General features: G+C 58.0%; 13 protein-coding genes. 12 read left to right on the top strand and 1 reads right to left on the bottom strand.

The genetic code is table 11. The features are described 5' to 3' along the window. Positions 1-813 precede the first annotated feature (813 nt). The 12 genes from GO988_RS14865 to GO988_RS14810 all read left to right on the top strand — a co-directional run bounded on the left by GO988_RS14865 (position 814) and on the right by GO988_RS14810 (position 18,513). On the top strand, positions 814-1,410 hold the full coding sequence (locus tag GO988_RS14865; protein WP_198172776.1) for an RNA polymerase sigma factor: 597 nt from the start codon (positions 814-816) through the stop codon (positions 1,408-1,410). Between the two features lie 148 nt (positions 1,411-1,558). After that, entirely contained in the window at positions 1,559-2,626 is a 1,068-nt protein-coding gene (locus GO988_RS14860; protein ID WP_157566802.1) for a FecR family protein, read from the top strand. Between the two features lie 147 nt (positions 2,627-2,773). Beyond that, positions 2,774-6,193, top strand: coding sequence for a TonB-dependent receptor (locus GO988_RS14855; protein ID WP_157566800.1), 3,420 nt, complete (start codon positions 2,774-2,776; stop codon positions 6,191-6,193). A 24-nt stretch (positions 6,194-6,217) separates the two neighbouring features. After that, positions 6,218-7,831 carry a RagB/SusD family nutrient uptake outer membrane protein gene (locus tag GO988_RS14850; protein ID WP_157566798.1) on the top strand — a complete coding sequence of 538 codons (1,614 nt, stop codon included), beginning with the start codon at positions 6,218-6,220 and terminating at the stop codon, positions 7,829-7,831. A 474-nt stretch (positions 7,832-8,305) separates the two neighbouring features. After that, complete coding sequence (locus tag GO988_RS14845; protein WP_157566796.1) at positions 8,306-9,982, top strand: glycoside hydrolase family 43 protein; 1,677 nt, start codon at positions 8,306-8,308, stop codon at positions 9,980-9,982. Positions 9,983-10,074: 92 nt separating this feature from the next. Then, complete coding sequence (locus GO988_RS14840; protein ID WP_157566794.1) at positions 10,075-11,373, top strand: glycosyl hydrolase family 8; 1,299 nt, start codon at positions 10,075-10,077, stop codon at positions 11,371-11,373. A gap of 30 nt (positions 11,374-11,403) precedes the next feature. Next, the gene (locus GO988_RS14835; protein ID WP_157566792.1) at positions 11,404-12,993 is read left to right on the top strand and encodes a glycoside hydrolase family 43 protein; all 1,590 of its coding nucleotides are present in this window, start codon (positions 11,404-11,406) and stop codon (positions 12,991-12,993) included. Positions 12,994-13,044: 51 nt separating this feature from the next. Beyond that, positions 13,045-14,394, top strand: a complete 1,350-nt coding sequence (locus GO988_RS14830) for a family 43 glycosylhydrolase (protein ID WP_157566790.1) — start codon at positions 13,045-13,047, stop codon at positions 14,392-14,394. 195 nt (positions 14,395-14,589) lie between these two features. After that, positions 14,590-16,521 carry an alpha/beta hydrolase-fold protein gene (locus GO988_RS14825; protein WP_157566788.1) on the top strand — a complete coding sequence of 644 codons (1,932 nt, stop codon included), beginning with the start codon at positions 14,590-14,592 and terminating at the stop codon, positions 16,519-16,521. Positions 16,522-16,566: 45 nt separating this feature from the next. Then, complete coding sequence (locus tag GO988_RS14820; RefSeq protein WP_157566786.1) at positions 16,567-17,532, top strand: glycoside hydrolase family 43 protein; 966 nt, start codon at positions 16,567-16,569, stop codon at positions 17,530-17,532. A gap of 204 nt (positions 17,533-17,736) precedes the next feature. Further along, complete coding sequence (locus GO988_RS14815; RefSeq protein WP_157566784.1) at positions 17,737-18,273, top strand: pyridoxamine 5'-phosphate oxidase family protein; 537 nt, start codon at positions 17,737-17,739, stop codon at positions 18,271-18,273. Between the two features lie 102 nt (positions 18,274-18,375). Further along, entirely contained in the window at positions 18,376-18,513 is a 138-nt protein-coding gene (locus GO988_RS14810; protein WP_157566782.1) for a hypothetical protein, read from the top strand. 256 nt (positions 18,514-18,769) lie between these two features. Here GO988_RS14810 and GO988_RS14805 read toward each other — a convergent pair whose 3' ends face one another. Beyond that, a complete protein-coding gene (locus GO988_RS14805; RefSeq protein ID WP_157566780.1) occupies positions 18,770-19,642 on the bottom strand; it encodes an AraC family transcriptional regulator in 873 nt (290 codons plus the stop codon). Between the last annotated feature and the right edge of the window lie 91 nt (positions 19,643-19,733).

The following is a 19,733-nucleotide window of genomic DNA, read 5'->3' as shown; positions in this document are numbered from 1 at the left end:
TTTTGTGCGTGGCTGCCTGGCCCTTGGTGACTAGGCGCAGCAAGCCGTAGTGCAGCAGCAATTAGTCCAGAGCGAGTTCAACCGTACTTTGGCGCACTCGGCGCATGTGCTGACCCTGCCAAACAAATATGTTGCTAGTGCCAGCCCCAGAATAAAGGGCATCAAACGCTATACGAGTTATTTGCATCGGGGCGCGCTGGGCGTGCAATCGCCTTTGAGCGGACAGCGCGTACAGTCCTTCGCGTGCAGTCCTTATAGTTGGCGTCATAATTCCGCTGCCAGCTGCTATTGGGCGTACTACCATAGTTGCTAAAGGGCAGCAGTTTACCTGCTTGGCACTGATATGCATTCTTTTCTAGCAAGTAATTAAAGCCCTCGCTTGCAAGCCGCAAGGCACAGTACTCAACCAGCCATCGGTCACTAAACAGATTTTCCAACCGGCTGACCAGCATAAGCTTTAAAGAGCACCACCGGGTCGGGCGAGGGCTGGCTGGTGTGGTTGTAAAAAGCTTACGTCTGCTGCTGAAGGAAGTCTCATTACAGCAGTTCAGCGAGGCGACGGCAGAGATGGGCGGCACGCGCTCGGACAAGCGAGAGCACATAACGATTTTATCGGTGAACTGCTAGTGGCTTGCATAAGGCTAAGGTGCCGCTAGCCAGTCACCTAGTTCTGCAACAGTCACCGCGTCTTCTTAACTCAAATATAGAATCTTAAGCTGTTCGATGTTGCTCAACCACCACGAAATATTTTAGCAACAATTTGCTATTGATTTGTACCTTAGGGCTTATTCCCACCCTCTACGCTTTCTGTTCGTGTTCTCCTCTTCTTCTAGCAGCTATGCCGCCCTCTCGGATGCAGAACTGCTTATCGCCTTGTGTACCGATGATGAAGGTAGCTTCACTGAAATCTATCAGCGCTATTGCTATCAGCTATTTACGGTGGCTTACCGCAAGCTAAAGAACCGCGAAGTTGCGGAGGAATTGGTGCAGGACCTATTCGAAAATCTTTGGAATCGACGTGCCAGCCACGAGATAGCCCAGTTAAAGCAGTATCTATTTTCGGCGTTGCGCTACCGCATCATCAATTACGTTAAGGCGCAGCAGGTCCGGGCTGGCTATGAACTGTATTGCCGCTTGGCTGGCACCAAATTCGACACTACCACTGAAGACACGCTGGCTCATGGCGAACTCAGCGCTGCTTTATTGGCTGGGATGCGAAAGTTACCCGCTAAAACGCGTGAGATATTTCAGCTCAGCCGGTTAGAGCAATACTCAGTAGCCGAGATTTCGGGCCGGGTAAACTTGTCGGAAAAAACAGTAGAGTACCACCTCACCAAATCGCTCAAGTTACTTCGTAGCTACCTGCAGGATTTTTTGGTGTTGTCGCTGGTAATGTTTTACTATTTTTAAATTTATTTTTTCACTTATTAAATTACTAATATTCAGTATTATACGGCATTATACTCTATTATTTTATATAAAAGTTTGCTTGAGGCATTAGGGATAAACGCAGGTTTCTTGACTTGTTAAATAAGCGTTCCTAACCTCTTGCTTACCCGTGACGGAAACCGAATTTTATCAGTTACTCCAGCGCTACCTTGATGACCGCTGCACGCCCGCCGAGCGGGCGCAGGTGGCGCAGTGGTACAACAGGCTTCAAGAGCAGGAGCTAGCCGATTCCAAGCTACCCAAGCCGACACAACAAGCTGTAGAAGCCGCCATTTGGCAACGCCTGCGGCTCGACCCAGTCGCTGCTAAGCCTACCCCCCGCGTGCGGCGATTAATGCCGGACCTGTGGCGACAGCCCACCTTGCGCTGGGCGGCCGGGCTAGGGCTACTCGTGCTAGGCCTAGGCGGGTTGCTGCCCTACGCCCAGCACTGGCGGGCCACCTCGACAGCCACAGCCACTAGCATAGAAGCTGGCTGGACGCGCCACCGCAACACGACCCAGCAAGTACAGCTATTTCAGCTACCCGATGCCAGTAGGGTCAGCTTGCAACCCGGTAGTAGCCTACGCTATACCACCGCGCTGGCCGGACCACGGCGCGAAGTGTACTTAGATGGCGAAGCCTTTTTTCAAGTGCATAAAAACCCGCAACGGCCCTTTCTGGTATATACTAGCCAATTAGTAACCACCGTCTTAGGCACTAGCTTCGACGTAAAGGCTTATCCTGGTCGGGCGCAGGCACTGGTAGCCGTGCATGAGGGCAAGGTGTCGGTACAGCCTCGCGAAACTGCCCAGTTGAATGCTACGCCCATGCACCCGGCTAAGTTGGGTGTGCTGCTGCTACCCAACCAGCAGGTAGTGTATTCGTTGGACAGCCGTCGACTCAAGAAAGAATTGGTTGACCAACCAGCGGTGTTGGTGCCGCAGGCTTTTGAGTTTGAGGAACGGCCCGTAGCCGAAGTGTTTGCTGCGCTGGAAAAGGCTTATGGCGTGCCCATTCACTACGACCAGCAAAAGCTGGCAGGCTGTACGGTCAGTATCACCTTCTACGACGAGTCACTGTTTGAGAAGCTGAGTTTATTGTGTAAGTCGTTAAGTGCCTACTACACCTTGACCGATACCCAGATTACGATTCATAGTACGGGCTGCCAAGCCAGCCCTACTCCGCCGCACAGCTAAGCGGCGATTCGACTAAGCTGGTTAATAACTGGTTCGAGCAACCCAATCCTCCAGGTTTTCGCACACAATAGTTTGTTTTTCAATAATTTCCTGCATTTGCAAAAATGCTGAACGGTTCCCCTTTTTCTTTATTTCCCACCCTCACCCATGAAAAACCAGGTACCATTTTCTCCTCCCTTGCGGCCGTTGCTGCGGCACTTGCTGCTACCGGCTATGGTGGTCTGCCTTCAAACCAGCCCCGCGCTGGCGCACAAGTCTATCGCTCAAACGGTGTTAGAACGAGCTGTGACTTTACAGGCAGAAAGCCAGCCTATTAAGGCAATTTTGAGTCAACTGACTAAGCAAACCAAAATACACTTTGTGTACAGCCAGCAGCTAGTAGGGGCTGACCGCAAAGTATCGGTGCGCGTTCAAAACGCACCGCTGGCCACGGTGCTTGATGAAATTTTTGCACCTCTTAAAATTGAGTACGAAATAAACCACGACCGTGTCGTACTGCGACTTCCAACCAATTCTAATTCCGCAAATGATTCTTGGGGTTCTAGCTTGGCACCGCAGGCAGTGCCTGTTACGGGTAAGGTGGTCGATGCTAAAGGCACAGGCTTGCCCGGCGTCACGGTGCTCGTGAAGGGCACCACCAACGGCACGAGCACCGGCGCAGATGGTAACTTTACCATTCAGGCGCCCGAAAACAGCGTGCTGGTATTCAGCTTCGTGGGCTACACCCGGCAGGAACTGCCCGTGACCAGCGCGACTACTAGCTTAACTGTGACACTAGTTGAAAGTGCCCAGGGCCTAAACGACGTAGTAGTAATTGGCTACGGCACAGCCCGTAAGAGTGACCTGACGGGTGCCGTGGCCTCGGTAAATAGCGCGCAGCTGACGCAGGTAGCCACCTCCGACCCCGTGCAGGCCCTGCAAGGGCGTGTGGCCGGCGTGGAAGTAACTTCGAACAGCGGGCAGCCGGGCTCGGGCACCCGCATCCGGGTGCGGGGTGTGGGCACCATCAACAACAGCGACCCGCTGTACGTGGTGGACGGCATTCAAACCAGCGATATCGGCTTTTTGCTGCCCACCGACATCGAATCGACCGAGATTTTGAAGGATGCCTCGGCCACTGCCATCTACGGCTCACGCGGAGCCAATGGGGTAGTGCTCATTACGACTAAGCACGGCAAGGCGGGAGCTACGCAGTTCAACCTATTCGGCTACACAGGCTTTCAGCAAATCCGGAACACGCTGCCGCTGACCAACGCGGCCCAGTACTCGACGCTTGTGCTGGAGGCTTTCGCTAACGCGGGGAAAGCGCTGCCCGACTACGCCCCGCAGCTGCAAAATGCTATTGCAACCAACGCCGAAGGCATTGATTACCAGAAGCTGGTAACGCAGAAGGGCTTGATTACCAACTATAGCTTGTCGGCTTCGGGCGGCACCGAGCAAAACCGCTACCTAGTGAGCGGCAGCTACTTTCAGCAAAACGGCATTATCCAGAATTCGGGCTTCAAGAAGTTCGTGCTTCGGGTGAATGATGACGTGGTGCTCACCAAGCGCATCAAGGCGGGCGTGGCGGCCATCTTCACCAACAACAACCAGACGGGCAGCGGCGATGGGCAGGGGGGCTCGCAGCCCTACACGATATTGCAATATGCGCAGCAAAAAAACCCGGTTCTTGACCCGTTTGGCCCCAACGGGACGTATAACGACGACGTTATCACGCGCAACGCGCTGAACGTGCCGCGCCTCCTCGACGAGCAGCAGTATAACAAGCTCCAGAATAACAACCTGTTCACCAGCAGCTACGTCGATGTTTCGCTGTTCAAGGGGTTGTCGTTCCGCTCCACATTCGGCATTAACTACTTCAACAACCATCCCAAAGTCTACCAGCCACAGTACTACATCGGGCCGGTAGACCAGCGGGCGCAGAGCGCGCTCGTCGAGACGCGCAACGAAAACGTGAGCTGGGTGTGGTCGAACTACTTCAACTACAACAAGACGTTTGGGGATAACAGCAACTTATCATTCACTTTAGGCCAGGAGGCGCAGCGCGGCTACGGCAACGGCATTTCCATCACGGCCTACAACGTGCCACTCGATGCTACGCTGCAATACGCGTCGGCCTCGCGCAGCTCCAACAACGTGGTGCGCAGCTCGCAGTACGACGGCAGCTTGTCTTCCTATTTTGGGCGGGCCAACTATAATTTCCGCGACCGCTACCTCCTCACGGCTACGTTGCGCTTCGACCAGACTTCCAAATTCCTCGGGCCGGTGCGCACGGGCACGTTCCCGTCGGTGGGCGCGGCCTGGAATATCTCGAACGAGAGCTTCCTTAAGGATGTCAGCTACTTATCGGTGCTGAAGCTACGGGCCAGCTACGGCCAGGTGGGCAACCAGAACGCCGCCCCCAACTACGGCTACGCTTCGGTGGCGCGCAACAACCAAACCTACGTATTCAACAACCTGCCGGCCCCCGGCTTGGCCATCAGCCAGATAAACAACCCGGATTTGAAGTGGGAAACGGCCATTACGACCGACGTAGGCCTGGATGCGGAGTTTTTTAACAATAAGCTGACGTTTACGGCCGACTACTTCGAGCGCCGCACCCAGGACATGATTGCCCTGCTGCCGGTGCCCGACTACGTGGGCCAAGCCCCTGCCAGCGCCAACGTAGGTTCGCTGCGCAACCGCGGCCTGGAACTAGCCTTGAACTACCGCAATGCCATCGGCAAGCTCCAGTACAACGTGGGGGTTAACTTCACCAAAATCAACAACGTAGTAACTAGCCTGGGGGGCGGCAACGCCATTGCCAGCGGCAACGTGCTGCCGCAAATCGGCAACACGACCCTCACCGACGTAGGCCGCGAAGTCGCCTTCTTCTACGGCTTGCAGGCCCAGGGCGTGTTTCATAATCAGAGCGAGATTGACGCCTATAAAAACGCGGCTGGCGGGCTGGTGCAGCCCGGTGCCCACCCCGGCGACGTGCGCTACCAGGACACCAACGGCGATGGCCAGATTACGGCTTCCGACAATACGTACCTGGGCAGCGCCACGCCTAGCTTTAGCTACGGTGCCTCGCTGAACCTGAACTACTCTGGTTTCGATTTCAAGGTGTTGCTGTACGGCGTGCAGGGTGCCGAAGCCATCAACGGCGCGGCCTTTAACCTGTCGAAATCGGCCGACTTTGTAGGCGTGTGGAGCAACTTCTACGCGAGCCGCCTGGACCGCTGGACGCCCAGCAACCCCAACAGCGACCAGCCCCGCGTGACCTCGAACGATACCAACGGCAACGACCGCTTCAGCAGCCGCTACGTGGAAAACGCGAGCTACCTGCGCGCCCGCAACATGGAGCTGGGCTACACCTTGCCCCAGGTGCTGCTAGGCAAGGTGCAGGTGAAAGGGGCCCGGGTGTTTGCCTCGGTCGATAACGTGTTCACCATTACCAAGTACACGGGCTACGACCCCGAGATTTCAACCGTGGCTAACTACAATAACCCCCTGTCGTACGGCGTGGACTACGGCAACTACCCGCAGGCGCGCACCTACCGCCTAGGCTTCAATGTGCAGTTCTAATCAGCTATTTCCTACCCACTCTATATGAAACCCACCCGCGCCGCCGTATTGCTCGGCCTACTGCTAACCACTGCGCTTACTCCGGGCTGCAAAGACTTTCTGGACAAAGACCCCCTGGGTACCACTACCCAGGACAATCTTTTCAAAGACCCGACCAATGCCGTACAGGCCATTAATGCCGTGTACGACGTGGCCGCCTGGGACCAAGGCCCCAAGTGGGGCGACCCCAGCGGCCAGTACGTGGCCCAGACCTACGAATGGATGTTCGGGGACTTAATGACCGATGACTCCGAAAAAGGGGGTAGCTCGCCTAGCGACTTTGGGCCACTCATCGAACTCAAAACCTGGAACATTCCGCCCTCCAACCAAACCGTAACTACGCTGTGGGTGCACAGCTTCACGGGTATTGCGCGGGCTAACACGGTGATTAACAACATCGACGCGGGCACCATCGACGGAGCGCTGAAGTCGCGCCTGAAGGGCGAAGCGTTGTTTTTGCGGGCGTACTTCTACTTCAACCTGGTAAAGGGTTTTGGAGGCGTGCCGCTGTTTGAGAAGAGCGTAACGCCGACCGAGGCGCCCAACGTAACTCGCGCCACTATTGCTCAGACCTACGCTTTCATTGAGAAAGACCTGAAGGCGGCGGCGGCCCTGCTGCCAGAGAAGAACGCCGCCGCCGCCGCCGACCTGGGCCGGGCCACCAAAGGTGCGGCCAATGGCTACCTAGCTCGCGCCATCATGTACCAGCTCGGCACCGTGAATGGCAATAACCACACCTGGCAGGAAGTGTACGACATCACGAGCACCATTATCAGTTCGACCCAGTATAGCCTGTATCCCAACTACGCGGCCATTCACCAGGACGTTGGCGAGAACAGCAGCGAGTCTTTGTTCGAGATTCAGTTTGCCTCGGACAACAACACCTACGGCCCCATCTCGATTGGTACGACCAACAATATTTTTCAGAACAACCGCAAGACCTGGGGTTACGGCTTCAACAACCCCACGCAGAACCTGGTCGATGAGTTTGAAGCCAACGACCCACGCAAGGAAGTTACAATTATCAAAAACAACGACATCGTGCTGGGCATCCTCAATCCCGTCGATATCACGCAGAATGCCACGGGCTACTTCAACCGCAAGGCGGCCATCATTGCCCCCAACGCCCCGGAATCGGGTCCGCAGAACATCCGCAAGCTGCGCTATGCCGACATCCTGCTGATGAAGGCCGAAGCCGCCGCCCAGCTCAGCCGACCCGCCGAAGCCATAACCCTCGTGAACCAGGTGCGCGCCCGCGCCCGCATGTCGACCCGGCCGCCGGGCACCACGCTGGGCTCCATGAGCTACGACCCCACTAACGCCCCGGCCAATACCCTACCCGACCTGGTAGGCCTGTCGGGCAGCGCCCTGCTCAACGCCATCTGGCACGAGCGCCGGGTGGAGTTTGCCGAGGAGTCGCTGCGTTTCTGGGATTTGGTTCGCACTGGCCGCTACCTGGCTGTCCTGCCGGCCGACGTCCGGGCGCGGGCCATGTCGCACATTGCCACCGAAACTTCGGTGAACCCCACGCCGCTGCTGCCCATCTCGCTGAACGACGCCCAGACTTGGAAGCTGCCGCAAAACCCTGGCTATAATTAGAGCAGTGTTTAAGTCAGTGTACACGGGGTAGAGACGCAATACTTTGCATCTGGCGTCAGGACAAGCTGCTCAGCAACGTCAGACGCAAAGTATTGCGTCTCTACCCCACTCAACGACTGTACACTAATCTGAAGGAGCCTGCGGTAGCTTGTGCTTGCGCATAGGCAGTCCACGAAGAGCCCGTAGCCTGTGCACCCGCAGGCTGCGGGCTCTTTGTAAAAATAGGGGCGTTAAAGACGCCAACGATGCACTATTTCACCTGCGCCAAAGTGGACATAGCTCACATTCAGCTCGGTTTTGCAGTCAGATTATATGAGGATGCAGAGACGCATACCCTGACTGCAAAACCGCTTTAGGCAGGTGCCACCTATCGGTAGTGTTGCACTGAAAAACAGACTGTAGTTTAGCGCGACACCTGTTTAGTGGGCGACAACGCCACGCCGGTGCTCCCAACAGTAGTACCCTTCCCCATCAATGCGTACCAAACAATTTCTTGCCGCCTTAGCCGTGGGCATGCTGCCTACAACGGCGCTGCTTGCACAATCGATTGAGTTAGTCAATCCCATTCTAACTGGCTTTTACCCAGACCCAAGCATCACGAAGGTTGGCAAAGATTATTACCTGGTTAATTCTACGTTTTCGTACTTTCCGGGCATACCGGTGATGCACAGCCGGGACCTCAAGAATTGGCAGCAGGTCAGCAACGTCATCAGCCGGCCCTCGCAAATGAATTTTCTGGGCGACCGCATGACGCGTGGGCTCTTTGCGCCGGCCATCGAGTACCACAACGGGACTTATTACGTCACCTGTACGCTCATCGACCACAAGGGCAATTTTGTGGTGACGGCCAAAAACCCCGCCGGGCCGTGGAGCGACCCTACTTTCTTACCCGAAGTGCGGGGCATCGACCCCTCGCTGTATTTTGAGGGTGACAAGGCCTACGTCATCTACAACAGCGACCCGCCCGACAACAAGCCGCTCTACGACGGCCACCGGTCCATTAAGGTTATCGAGCTGAACCCGCAAACGCTGCAAACCGTGGGTGAGGCCAAAATCGTGGTGAACGGCGGCGTGGACTTGAGCAAAAAACCCGTTTGGATTGAGGGCCCGCACCTGATGAAGCGAGGCAGTTGGTACTACCTCTACGCAGCTGAGGGCGGCACGTCGGTCAACCACACGGAGGTCGTATTCCGCAGCAAGGCGGCCCTCGGGCCATTCGTGCCCTACGAGAAAAACCCCGTTCTTTCGCAGCGCGAGCTGCCCAAAGACCGCAAAGACCCCATTACCTCGGCGGGGCACGCGCAGTTTGTGGAAGGGCCGGATGGGCAGACCTACGCCATTTTTCTGGCCGTGAGACCGTACGAGGGAAACTACTATAACACAGGCCGCGAGACGTTTATTGTGCCCGTGGTGTGGCAAGACGAGTGGCCCGTCATGGACCCGGGCCCCAACGGCGTGCAGTATTCCTACAAGGCCAGCTATCCCGAAGTGAAGCTACCCGGCGCGCGGCCCCAGAGCGGCAACTTTGGCTACACCCTCACCTTCGAGAAGCAGCTAGACCCGGCGCTGCTGTTTCTGCGCACGGTCGATAGCACCAATTTCTCGTTGAGCAAGGCCAAGGGCCTCACCTTGAAGCTGAAGCCTGAAACGTGCGCGGAGCTCGGCAACCCAGCCTTTATTGGCAAGCGGCAGCAGCACATGTATAGCAGCGCCGAAACCGAGCTGACGTTCGCGGCCAAGGCGGAGAATGAAACGGCGGGTCTGGTGGCGTTTCAGGATGAGAAGCACTTCTACTACCTCTGCAAATCGACGGAAAATGGGCAGCCCGTAGTGCAGCTCTTTAAGAGCACAGCCGCCCCCAAGAAACCAGAGCTGCTGGCAAAAGCGCCGCTGAAAGCGGCCGCCGCCAAGGTGCAGCTGCGCATCAATGCTGATGGCGACACTTACAGCTTCTGCTTTTCGGAGGATGGCAAAACGTACACTTTGCTGAAAGACAAGGTAGATGCGCGCTTTCTGAGCACGCAGGTGGCGGGGGGCTTTATAGGCTGCCTGTTTGGGATGTATGGCACATCAGCCGGGCAGCCTACTACTAACACGGCCTCCTTTAAGTGGCTGAAATACGAGGGGCACGACCCCATGTACAAGAAATAAAAACCACCGGCTTGCCCGTTGGCCGTGAGCGACGGGCTGGCCGGCAGCCCCACTCACAACACTGGCATTAAATAACTAATTACAAGTAACTTATGGGCCATTATACAAAGCTGTCTATCGGTAGGCGGTTGGCGTTGTTGCTAGGTTTGCTGTACGCTGGCCTGGGCAACGTAGCCGCCCAGCGCGCGCCCCGACCGGCCCCCGCTAGCCAGCAAGGCGCTTTCTACACGGGCAAGTACCCTAGCCTGCTGCGGGAGGCGGGCTACAGCCAAGCCGACATCGACCAGAAGGTGGCGCAGGCCTACCACGACGTGTTTGAAGGCCTCAACAAGGTCTACTTCGAGGTGGGCGATTCCATGGCCTACGTGTCGGACGTGAAAAACCACGACGCCCGCACCGAAGGCCTTTCCTACGGTCTGATGGTGGCCGTGCAGCTCGATAAGAAAGAGGTATTTGACCGCATCTGGCGCTGGTCGAAGAAGTATTTGCAGCACCAAAGCGGGCCGCTGACGGGGTACTTTGCCTGGAGCATCAATACAGCCACGCTGAAGCGAAATTCGGAGGGTCCGGCCTCCGATGGGGAGCTGTATTTTGTTACGAGCCTGCTGTTTGCGTCTAATCGCTGGGGCAACGCTACCGGCATTAACTACTACCAGGAAGCCCGCCGCATCCTGGACGCGATGTGGCAAAAGGATGGCACCGGCGACGTGCACAACCTGCTGAATACCCAGCACAAGCAGATATCCTTCGTGCCGGTCGGGGATATGTACAACTGGACCGACCCGTCGTACCACCTGCCGGCGTTTCTGGAAGTGTGGGCCGCTTACGCCAAGGACGGGCACGAGCCGTTTTACCGGGCGTGCGCCGACACGTCGCGGGCGTTTTTGCACCGCGCGTGCCGCGCCGCCACGGGCCTCAACTACGACTACACCGAGTTTAGCGGCCAGCCCCACGCCACCAAGTGGGCGCCGCCGGCCTTTCGCTACGATTCGTGGCGGGTGCCCATGAACATTGCCATGGACTACGTGTGGTTTGGGAAGGATAAGGCCTGGCAGCAGCAGTATGCGCGGCGGTTTCAGGGGTTTTTGCGCGGCAAGGGCCTGCACACCTTCGAGGACCAGTTCAACGTGGATGGCTCGCGGCCCGATTTTATTCTGCCCGCCGGCAACGTCAAAAAGCTGCGGCATTCGCTCGGGCTGGTGGCTACCAGCGCGGCGGCCTCGCTCATGCGCCAGGACCAGCAGCTGGCCTTCGTGCACGCCCTCTGGGAGGCCAAGCTGGCGCCCTACGAGGATGGCTATTTCGACCCGTACTACGACGGCCTCCTGTATTTATTTAGCCTAATGCACCTGAGCGGTAAATACCAGGCTATCAAGCCTGCGCAGCCCTAACCACTCCCTGGCGTTGGTAGTCTTTCAGCTATGCTTTACTTTCTGAAGCGGAGTAGTTTACTCGTCGGCATCCTCTTCGCGGCGGCCGTTGGTGCGCCGCGGCTGGCGCAAGGGCAGCAGGCGCAAAACCCCGTACTGTTTGCCGATGTGCCCGACCTGTCGATGATTCGGGTAGGCAAAACGTACTACATGAGCAGTACGACTATGCACCTGAGTCCGGGGGTGCCCATCATGAAGTCGAAGGACTTGGTTAACTGGCGCTTAGTGAGCTACGCCTACGATACCCTGGCCAGCGTCGATGCCCTGAACCTGGCGCCCGGCCAGAGCACCTACGGGCACGGCTCGTGGGCCAGCAGCCTGCGCTACCACCAGGGCACGTACTACGTCAGTACGTTTGCCCAAACCACGGGCAAGACGCACGTGTATTCGACCAAAAACATTGAAAAAGGCCCCTGGAAAGCGATTTCCTTCCGGCCAAGCCTGCACGACCATTCGTTGTTTTTCGACGACGATGGCCGCGTGTACATGGTCTACGGCTCGGACAAGATTCAACTGGCCGAACTCACCGCCGACGTGTCGGGCCTCCAGCCGGGCACGACGCCGCAGGTCATCATCGAGAATGCCAGCGCCCCGGCCGGCCCCAATCTCGGCCTACCAGCGGAGGGGTCGCAGCTGTTCAAAATCAAGGGGAAGTACTACCTCTTCAACATCACTTGGCCCAAGGGCGGCATGCGGACGGTCATCGTGCACCGGGCCGACAACATTCAGGGGCCCTACGAGGGCCGCGTGGCGCTGCAAGACCTGGGCGTGGCTCAGGGCGGCCTCATCGACACGCCCGGCGGGGAGTGGTTTGCGTACTTGTTCCGCGATTTTGGCGCGGTAGGCCGCATTCCGTACCTGGTGCCGGTGCAGTGGCAAGCGGGCTGGCCGGTGCTGGGCACGGCAGGCAAAGTGCCCCAAACGCTGGCCCTACCCCCCAGCCAGGGCCTGATTTCCGGCTTGGTAGCCTCCGATGAGTTTGCGCGCCGGGCGGGCGAGCCGGCCCTGCCGCTGGTGTGGCAGTGGAACCACAACCCCGACAACGCCCTGTGGTCGCTCAGCGCCCGCACTGGCTACCTGCGCCTCCGAACCGGCCGCGTGGACACCTCCTTCCTGCTGGCGCGCAACACCCTGACCCAGCGCACCATCGGCCCGACCTGCACCGGCACGACGGCCCTCGACGTGTCGCACCTGAAGGACGGGGACTTGGCCGGCCTGGCCCTCGTGCAAAAGCGGTACGGCCTGGTAGGGGTAGACTACCGCAACGGCGCCAAAGCCATCGTCATGGTCAGCGCCGAGTCGGAAAAGCCCGTCGAGCTGCAACGCCTGCCGCTCACGCAGGCTACCGTTTACCTGAAGGCGGAATGTGACTTTACGGAGCGCAAGGACGTGGCGACGTTCTACTACAGCCTCGATGGCCGCACGTGGCAGGCCATTGGTGGGCCGCTCAAAATGGCCTACACGCTACCCCACTTTATGGGCTATCGCTTTGGGCTTTTCTCCTATGCCACCAAAAACCCCGGCGGCTACGCCGATTTCGACTATTTCCGCCTTGCGAACACGACCACCGCGCCGAAGTAAGCTGCGCGACACTGCGCCTGCCACCCCACCCCTTACCCCCTCCCTGACCTGATGGTGAATTACCGACTGTTTTATCTCCTGAGCGTGCTGGCCGGCCCGCTGTTGGGAAGCACTGTTAGGGCACAAAACCCGTTTATTACCAACCAGTTCACGGCCGACCCGTCGGCGCGCGTGTTTAATGGCCGGGTGTACGTGTACCCGTCGCACGATATTCTGGCCACCCCAGGGCGCGGCCGTGTCGGCTGGTTTGCGATGGAGGACTACCACGTGTTTTCCTCCGCCAACCTCACCGACTGGACCGACCACGGCGTGCTAGTGACGCAAAACAAGGTGCCCTGGGTGAAGCCCGACAGCTACAGCATGTGGGCGCCCGACTGCGGCTACCGCAACGGCAAGTATTACTTCTACTTCCCCTCTACCCCGCGGGATACTACTATCAATAAGGGCTTTACGGTGGGGGTGGCCGTAGGCGATAAGCCTACCGGGCCCTTCGTGCCGCAGCCGCTACCCATCAAGGGAGTGCGCGGCATCGACCCCAACGTGTTCATTGACAAGGACGGGCAGGCCTACCTGTATTGGTCGCAGGGCAACATCTACGGGGCCAAGCTGAAGGAGAACATGCTGGAGCTGGCCTCCGAGCCCCAGACGCTGGGCGAGCTGCCGACCAAAGGCCTCAAGGAAGGTCCCTACCTGTTTGAGCGCAACGGCACCTACTACCTCACCTACCCGCACGTAGCCAACAAAACCGAGCGCCTCGAATACGCCACCAGCACTAGCCCCCTGGGGCCGTTCACGGTGCAGGGCGTCCTCATGGACGAGTCGCCCACTGGCTGCTGGACCAACCACCATTCCATTCTGGAGTTCGAGAACCAGTGGTACTTGTTTTACCACCACAACGACTTGTCGCCAAGCTTCGACAAAAACCGGTCTATCCGCTTGGATAGCCTGTTTTTCGAGCCCACGGGTGCCATCCGTAAGGTGGTGCCCACCCTGCGCGGCGTGGGCCTGACTGACGCCCGGCAGAAAATTCAGCTCGACCGCTACAGCCGCCTGAGCAGCCACGGCGCGTCCATCGCCTTCCTGGATACCCTGAACAAGTTTCAGGGCTGGAAAACCGTGTTTGCCAGTCCCCAGGCCTGGGTGCAGTACAATGGGGTAGCCTTCGGCAAGCAAGCGCTCCGCACAGTGACGCTCCGCACGCAGGCTGCCGCGGGCGCCACGGTACAGCTGCGGCTAGACGGGGCCACTGGCCCGCTGCTAGCCCAGGTAACCGTGCCCAAGGGCAGCCAGTGGCAGGAGGTGAAGGCGCCCCTGACTGCATTCAAGCCCGGCACGCATACGCTGGTCGTTTCCTCCCAAACGAATAGCCCCGTGGCAATTGACTGGGTCAAGTTTGAGTGAGCATAGAAACCGTCGCCAGGCCTCCTATCGCCAGGCCGTCATGCTGAGCTTGCCGAAGCATCTCTACCGCTTCGTCTGGGCCGCTCAACGAAGCGGTAGAGATGCTTCGGCAAGCTCAGCATGACGGGCGGTTTTCATTTTTCAAACTTCTCAGACAGCCTTCAATACCTCGTTGGCCAACCTTTCTTCTGCGTTATGAAAAACGTATTTCCCACCATGCTAAGCGTTGCCTTGCTGAGCGCGAGCAGCGCGTTTGCTCAAAAAATAACGCCGCTGGAAGCGCCCAAGGGCTTCGACCAGCCGGTGGCAGGCATCGCCGCTGGCCGGATAGACAGCGTCAGCTACCCGTCGAAAACCGTGGGCACGGTGCGCAAGGCGCTGGTGTACACGCCGCCGGGGTTTTCCAAAAAGAAGAAGTACCCGGTGCTGTACCTGCTGCATGGCATCGGTGGCGACGAGAAAGAATGGCTGAAGGGCAGGCACCCGCAGGTGATTCTGGATAACCTGTACGCGGCGGGCAAGCTCAAGCCGATGCTGGTGGTGATGCCTAACGGCCGGGCCATGCCCGACGACCGGCCCATTGGCAATATCTACGGCCCCGACAAAGTAGCCGCCTTCGCCAACTTCGAGAAAGACCTGCTCACCGACCTCATTCCCTACGTCGAAAAGCACTACCCCGTGCTTACTAATCGCGAAAACCGGGCCATTGCCGGGCTGTCGATGGGCGGGGGCCAGTCGCTGGATTTTGGGCTCGGTCACCTCGATAAGTTTGCCTGGGTAGGCGGCTTTTCGTCGGCTCCCAACACCAAGCAGCCCGAGCAGCTGGTGCCCGACCCCGAAAAAGCCAAAAAGCAGCTCAAGCTGCTTTGGATTTCGTGCGGCGACGCCGACGGGCTGCTGCCCATCAGCCAGCGCACCCACGACTACCTCTACCAGCACAACGTGCCGCACGTGTACTACCTCGAAGCGGGCGGGCATGACTTTAAGGTTTGGAAAAACGGGCTGTACATGTTCTCGCAGTTTCTGTTTAAGCCCGTGGATGTGGCAGCGCTGCCGACCTACACCGTGCTAGGCACGCCGGCCGCCACCAACGTGCGCAACGCCAAATACCCGCAGATTTTGCCCGATAACCGCGCCGTATTTCGCCTAAAGGCCCCCGGCGTGCAGCAGGCCCAGCTAGACCTGGTGCGGAAATACGACATGGTGAAAGACAGCAGCGGTACCTGGACGGTGACGACCGACACCCTGAGCCGGGGCCTGCACTACTACTCGCTGGTGCTCGACGGCCTGCCCATCGCCGACCCCGCCAGCGACACCTTCTACGGCATGGGACGCATGGCCAGCGGCATCGAAGTCCCGTACCGGGGCGGCGACTTTTATGCCCTTAAAGATGTGCCCCACGGCCAGGTGCTGCGGAAGCGCTTTTACTCGAAAGTCACGAATTCGTGGCGGCAATTCTACGTGTACACGCCGGCCGGCTACGACGCCAATACGGCCACCAAGTACCCGGTACTGTACCTGCTGCACGGCGGCGGCGAAGACGAAACTGGCTGGGCCAAGCAAGGCAAAGCCGACTTGATTCTGGACAACCTGATTGCCGCCCAAAAGGCCAAGCCCATGCTCGTGGTGATGCTCGACGGCAATATGGGCGGCCCCGGCGGCCTAGCTGGCTTCAACGAAGGCACACTCAAGCGCTTCGAGGACGAGCTGAAGCAAACCGTGCTGCCGGTGGTGGAAAGCAGCTACCGCGTAGCAGCCGGGGCCCAAAACCGGGCGCTGGCCGGGCTGTCCCTCGGGGGCCTGCAAACGCTCTACGCCGGCCTGCGCAACACCGACCAGTTCCAGTATCTGGGCGTGTTCAGCTCGGGCTTTTTCGCCAACAACCCCCAGCTGTCCGACCCGCAGTACGCCTTCATGAAGGCCAACGCGAGCACCATCAACACCAACCTCAAGCAGCTGTGGCTCTCGATGGGCGGGCCGGCCGACATCGCCTACGCCAACAACAAAGTGATGCGGGCCAAAATGGATGAGTTAGGCATCAGGTACGCCTACAGCGAGTACTTCGGCGGCCACACCTGGCCCGTCTGGCGGCACGACCTGTACCTGTTTGCCCAGACGCTGTTTTAGGTAATTTCTGCTTTCGCTTCTTTCGAATTTTCCTATGCTGTTTCGATGAAAAAGACCTTTCTTTTTCTGCTCACGGGCCTGCTGGCCGCCGGCGCCAGCCAGCCCCTGCGGGCGCAAAACCCGATTATCAAAGACGCCTTCACGGCCGACCCGGCGCCGCTAGTGTACCGCGATACGCTGTTTTTGTACACCGGCCACGACACGGCCTCGGTGCAGGAAACGAACTACAAGATGCCCGACTGGCGCATCTACTCCACCACCGACATGGTGCACTGGCAGTCCTACGGCAAGCGTCTCTCGCCCAAGACCTTCGCCTGGGCCACCGGCGATGCCTACGCGGCGCAGTGCGTGTACCGCAACGGCAAGTTCTACTGGTTTGTGGCCACGTTTCATAAGAAAGACGACCAGAGCCAGGGCGGCGCGGCCATCGGCGTGGCCGTGTCGGACCGCCCCACCGGCCCGTTTAAGGATGCCATCGGCAAGGCGCTTATCGTGAATGAGATGACCACCGATAAGCCGCACGCCTGGGACGATATCGACCCCACCGTGTTCATCGACGACGATAAGCAGGCCTACCTCTACTGGGGCAACGGCAGCTGCCGGTGGGTGAAGCTCAAGGACAGCATGACGGAGCTGGCCGGCCCCATCATCACCTTCACCCCCAAGAACTACATCGAAGGTCCTTGGGTGTACAAGCGCAAAAAGCTGTACTACCTCGTGTACGCCAGCGCCGGCACCAAGCCCGAAATGATTGACTACTGCACCGCCCCCAGCGCCACCGGCCCGTGGACGTACCAGGGCATCATCCAAGGCAACGTGCCCAACAGCTTCACGACTCACCCCGGCATCATCGACTACAAGGGCAAGAGCTACTTCTTCTACCACAACGGCTCCTTGCCCACCGGCGGCAGCTACCGGCGCTCCATTTGCGTCGATGAGCTGCACTACAACTCAGACGGCACTATTAAGCCTATCGTGCAGACAACCAGCGGGGTGGCACCCGCTAAGTAACGCCTATTGCTTACTGAAGTGGTCAAGTAAATTTGGAGAGAATGGGGTCTTACCCTTTCGTATGTCGTGAAAGACTGAAGAGCGTGTTTAGAAATCGGGCAGCGAAAAAGACGATTAGATAAGTTGCCAACCTGCGCTAAGTATACTCGTAAGGCCTACGCCAGCTAGTGGCTTCATTCTTTCCTTTTCCTAACTATTTGCCTGATGGACAGCATCAATCAACAACAACCCGAGCACAACCACGAAGACTTGCACCAAGCCGACGCGGTGAAGAAAATCAAAGAGCTGGCGAACAAAACCAACACCTGCTTCTTCAGCACCAAGTTTCGGGCCGCCACCGTGCCGGCCACCCGGCCGATGGCCGTGCAGCAGGTTGATGAGGAAGGCAATTTCTGGTTTCTCAGCTCTAATGACAGCCACAAAAACCAGGAGCTTCAGGAAGACAACCGAGTGCAGCTACTCTTTCAGGGCTCGGCGCATTCCGACTTTCTAAGCGTGGTGGGCACAGCTACCATCTCGACTGATAAAGCGCGCATCCACGAGTTGTGGAATCCGATTTTGAAGGCTTGGTTTACAGAGGGCGAAGACGACCCGCGTATCACCGTTATCAAGGTAGCCGTGACGGATGGCTACTACTGGGACAACAAACACGGCAACGCCGTGGCGTTGGTCAAAACAGCTATTGGGGCCGCCATCGGCCAGACTTTGGACGACTCTATTGAAGGTAAGCTGTCAGTGTAAGTATTTGCTAAATAGCACTAAAAAATAATCCGGTTCAGCTACGCTGGACCGGATTATTTTTTAGTGCCAGTCACTTGGCTGGCTGCCAGAACATAGCATCTCATGAAACCCCTCGTACCCAGCACTTCCCTTGACCACCGCATTTGGTTAATTATCACTATCCTGTTTCTGGATGTGGTGGCGAGCTCGGCCATCGGGCCGGTGCTGCCAGCCTTTGTGCGCGGCCTGATGCAGCTGTAGCTGAGTACGGCGCTTTTTCTGGGGATGCCGCTGTTTTCGGCCCCCGTACTGGGTATGCTCAGCGACCGCTACGGCGCGGCGCAAGTCATTAGCATGGCTGGCTCCACGGCTAAGGCACATGCTCACTGTAGCACTACCTAGTCCGTGGGCAATAATAGCGAAATAAAACGTTGTTTGACCCAAAGCGCTGTAGTCGTTTTGACGTACTTTTCTACCCTTACCTGTTCCTCCTAGTGTTGTTACCCCTACCCTTTTACTACCCCGCGTGCGCCTGCCGAAACTGCCGGGGCGAACTGCCCATCACCTTTGTAAATAAGCGGGAAAAATAATACGCATCCTCAACACCCAATTGCCCTGCTATATCCTTGACTGGCAAAGCAGTGTGCAATAGCTGCTCACAGGCTCGCTGCACCTTCAACGAGTTAAAAAACATGATGGGCGGCCGCCCGGTCTGAGCCCGAAATAAGGCCGAATAGTGCGAGCCCGACAGCCCCGCCTGCTTGGCCAGCTCGGGCACCGTCACGGCCCGTTCCAAATGTTGCCGCATGTAGGTAATGGAGTTGGCTACTACCTCGGCGGCAGCGGTGGGCTGCGCCACAAGGCTTCCCACTGGGGCCAGCGTAGCCAGAAAGTGTGGCAAGTGGAGGCAGGCCTGCACCAGGCTATCGGGCTCGGGCAACTGCATTAGTTGCGCGAAAATGGCTTCAAACAAACGCAGCCGCTCGTCGGCAAACGTTATAGTAATTGGCTTACCCAAAGAGCTTTCGCATAAATAGGTATAGAGCGCGGCAGCTTGCGAGCCTGCAAAGTGCAGCCAATAAATAGTCCAGGGAGTGGCATCGTCGGCTCCGTAGCGATGGGCCGTTTCGGCCGGCAGAATTATCCATTGGTTGGCTTTGAGCGCCCGCCGCCCCTCCCCTCCTATCTGGTACCAGCCCTCGCCGTGCACGCAGTAGAGCAGGATGTACTGGGGGCTACCCGCGCGCCGCGCCCGCTTATGTAAGCGAGCGGCGGGGTAAAAACCGATATCGGTGAGGTACAGCCCCTGACACAACGGGTGGGCGAGCAGCTGCGCGAGCAGCGGGGCAGGCATGCTGTACGAGCGCTGCCCCCGAAAACCGTCTTTCATACAGGCGAGGAAGTACTTTTGACGAACCCAAATATAAGCGTATTGTCCATCTTTTCAGTTGGAAAAGCTATTTGTGTTCGGGGGTGTACTT

Origin of the sequence: Hymenobacter ginkgonis, assembly GCF_009755225.1 — a bacterium.
In the GTDB taxonomy this organism is placed as follows: Bacteria; Bacteroidota; Bacteroidia; order Cytophagales; family Hymenobacteraceae; genus Hymenobacter; species Hymenobacter ginkgonis.
This window is presented reverse-complemented; position numbering and strand designations above follow the sequence as displayed.

What these genes read in the sequence shown, in the direction of transcription:
- GO988_RS14820 (WP_157566786.1), top strand. Translation starts at nt 16,567, where the DNA reads ATGAAAAAGACCTTTCTTTTTCTGCTCACGGGCCTGCTGGCCGCCGGC.
- GO988_RS14855 (WP_157566800.1), top strand. Translation starts at nt 2,774, where the DNA reads ATGAAAAACCAGGTACCATTTTCTCCTCCCTTGCGGCCGTTGCTGCGG.
- GO988_RS14845 (WP_157566796.1), top strand. Translation starts at nt 8,306, where the DNA reads ATGCGTACCAAACAATTTCTTGCCGCCTTAGCCGTGGGCATGCTGCCT.
- GO988_RS14825 (WP_157566788.1), top strand. Translation starts at nt 14,590, where the DNA reads ATGAAAAACGTATTTCCCACCATGCTAAGCGTTGCCTTGCTGAGCGCG.
- GO988_RS14850 (WP_157566798.1), top strand. Translation starts at nt 6,218, where the DNA reads ATGAAACCCACCCGCGCCGCCGTATTGCTCGGCCTACTGCTAACCACT.
- GO988_RS14805 (WP_157566780.1), bottom strand. Translation starts at nt 19,642, where the DNA reads ATGAAAGACGGTTTTCGGGGGCAGCGCTCGTACAGCATGCCTGCCCCG.
- GO988_RS14835 (WP_157566792.1), top strand. Translation starts at nt 11,404, where the DNA reads ATGCTTTACTTTCTGAAGCGGAGTAGTTTACTCGTCGGCATCCTCTTC.
- GO988_RS14830 (WP_157566790.1), top strand. Translation starts at nt 13,045, where the DNA reads ATGGTGAATTACCGACTGTTTTATCTCCTGAGCGTGCTGGCCGGCCCG.
- GO988_RS14840 (WP_157566794.1), top strand. Translation starts at nt 10,075, where the DNA reads ATGGGCCATTATACAAAGCTGTCTATCGGTAGGCGGTTGGCGTTGTTG.
- GO988_RS14810 (WP_157566782.1), top strand. Translation starts at nt 18,376, where the DNA reads ATGAAACCCCTCGTACCCAGCACTTCCCTTGACCACCGCATTTGGTTA.
- GO988_RS14815 (WP_157566784.1), top strand. Translation starts at nt 17,737, where the DNA reads ATGGACAGCATCAATCAACAACAACCCGAGCACAACCACGAAGACTTG.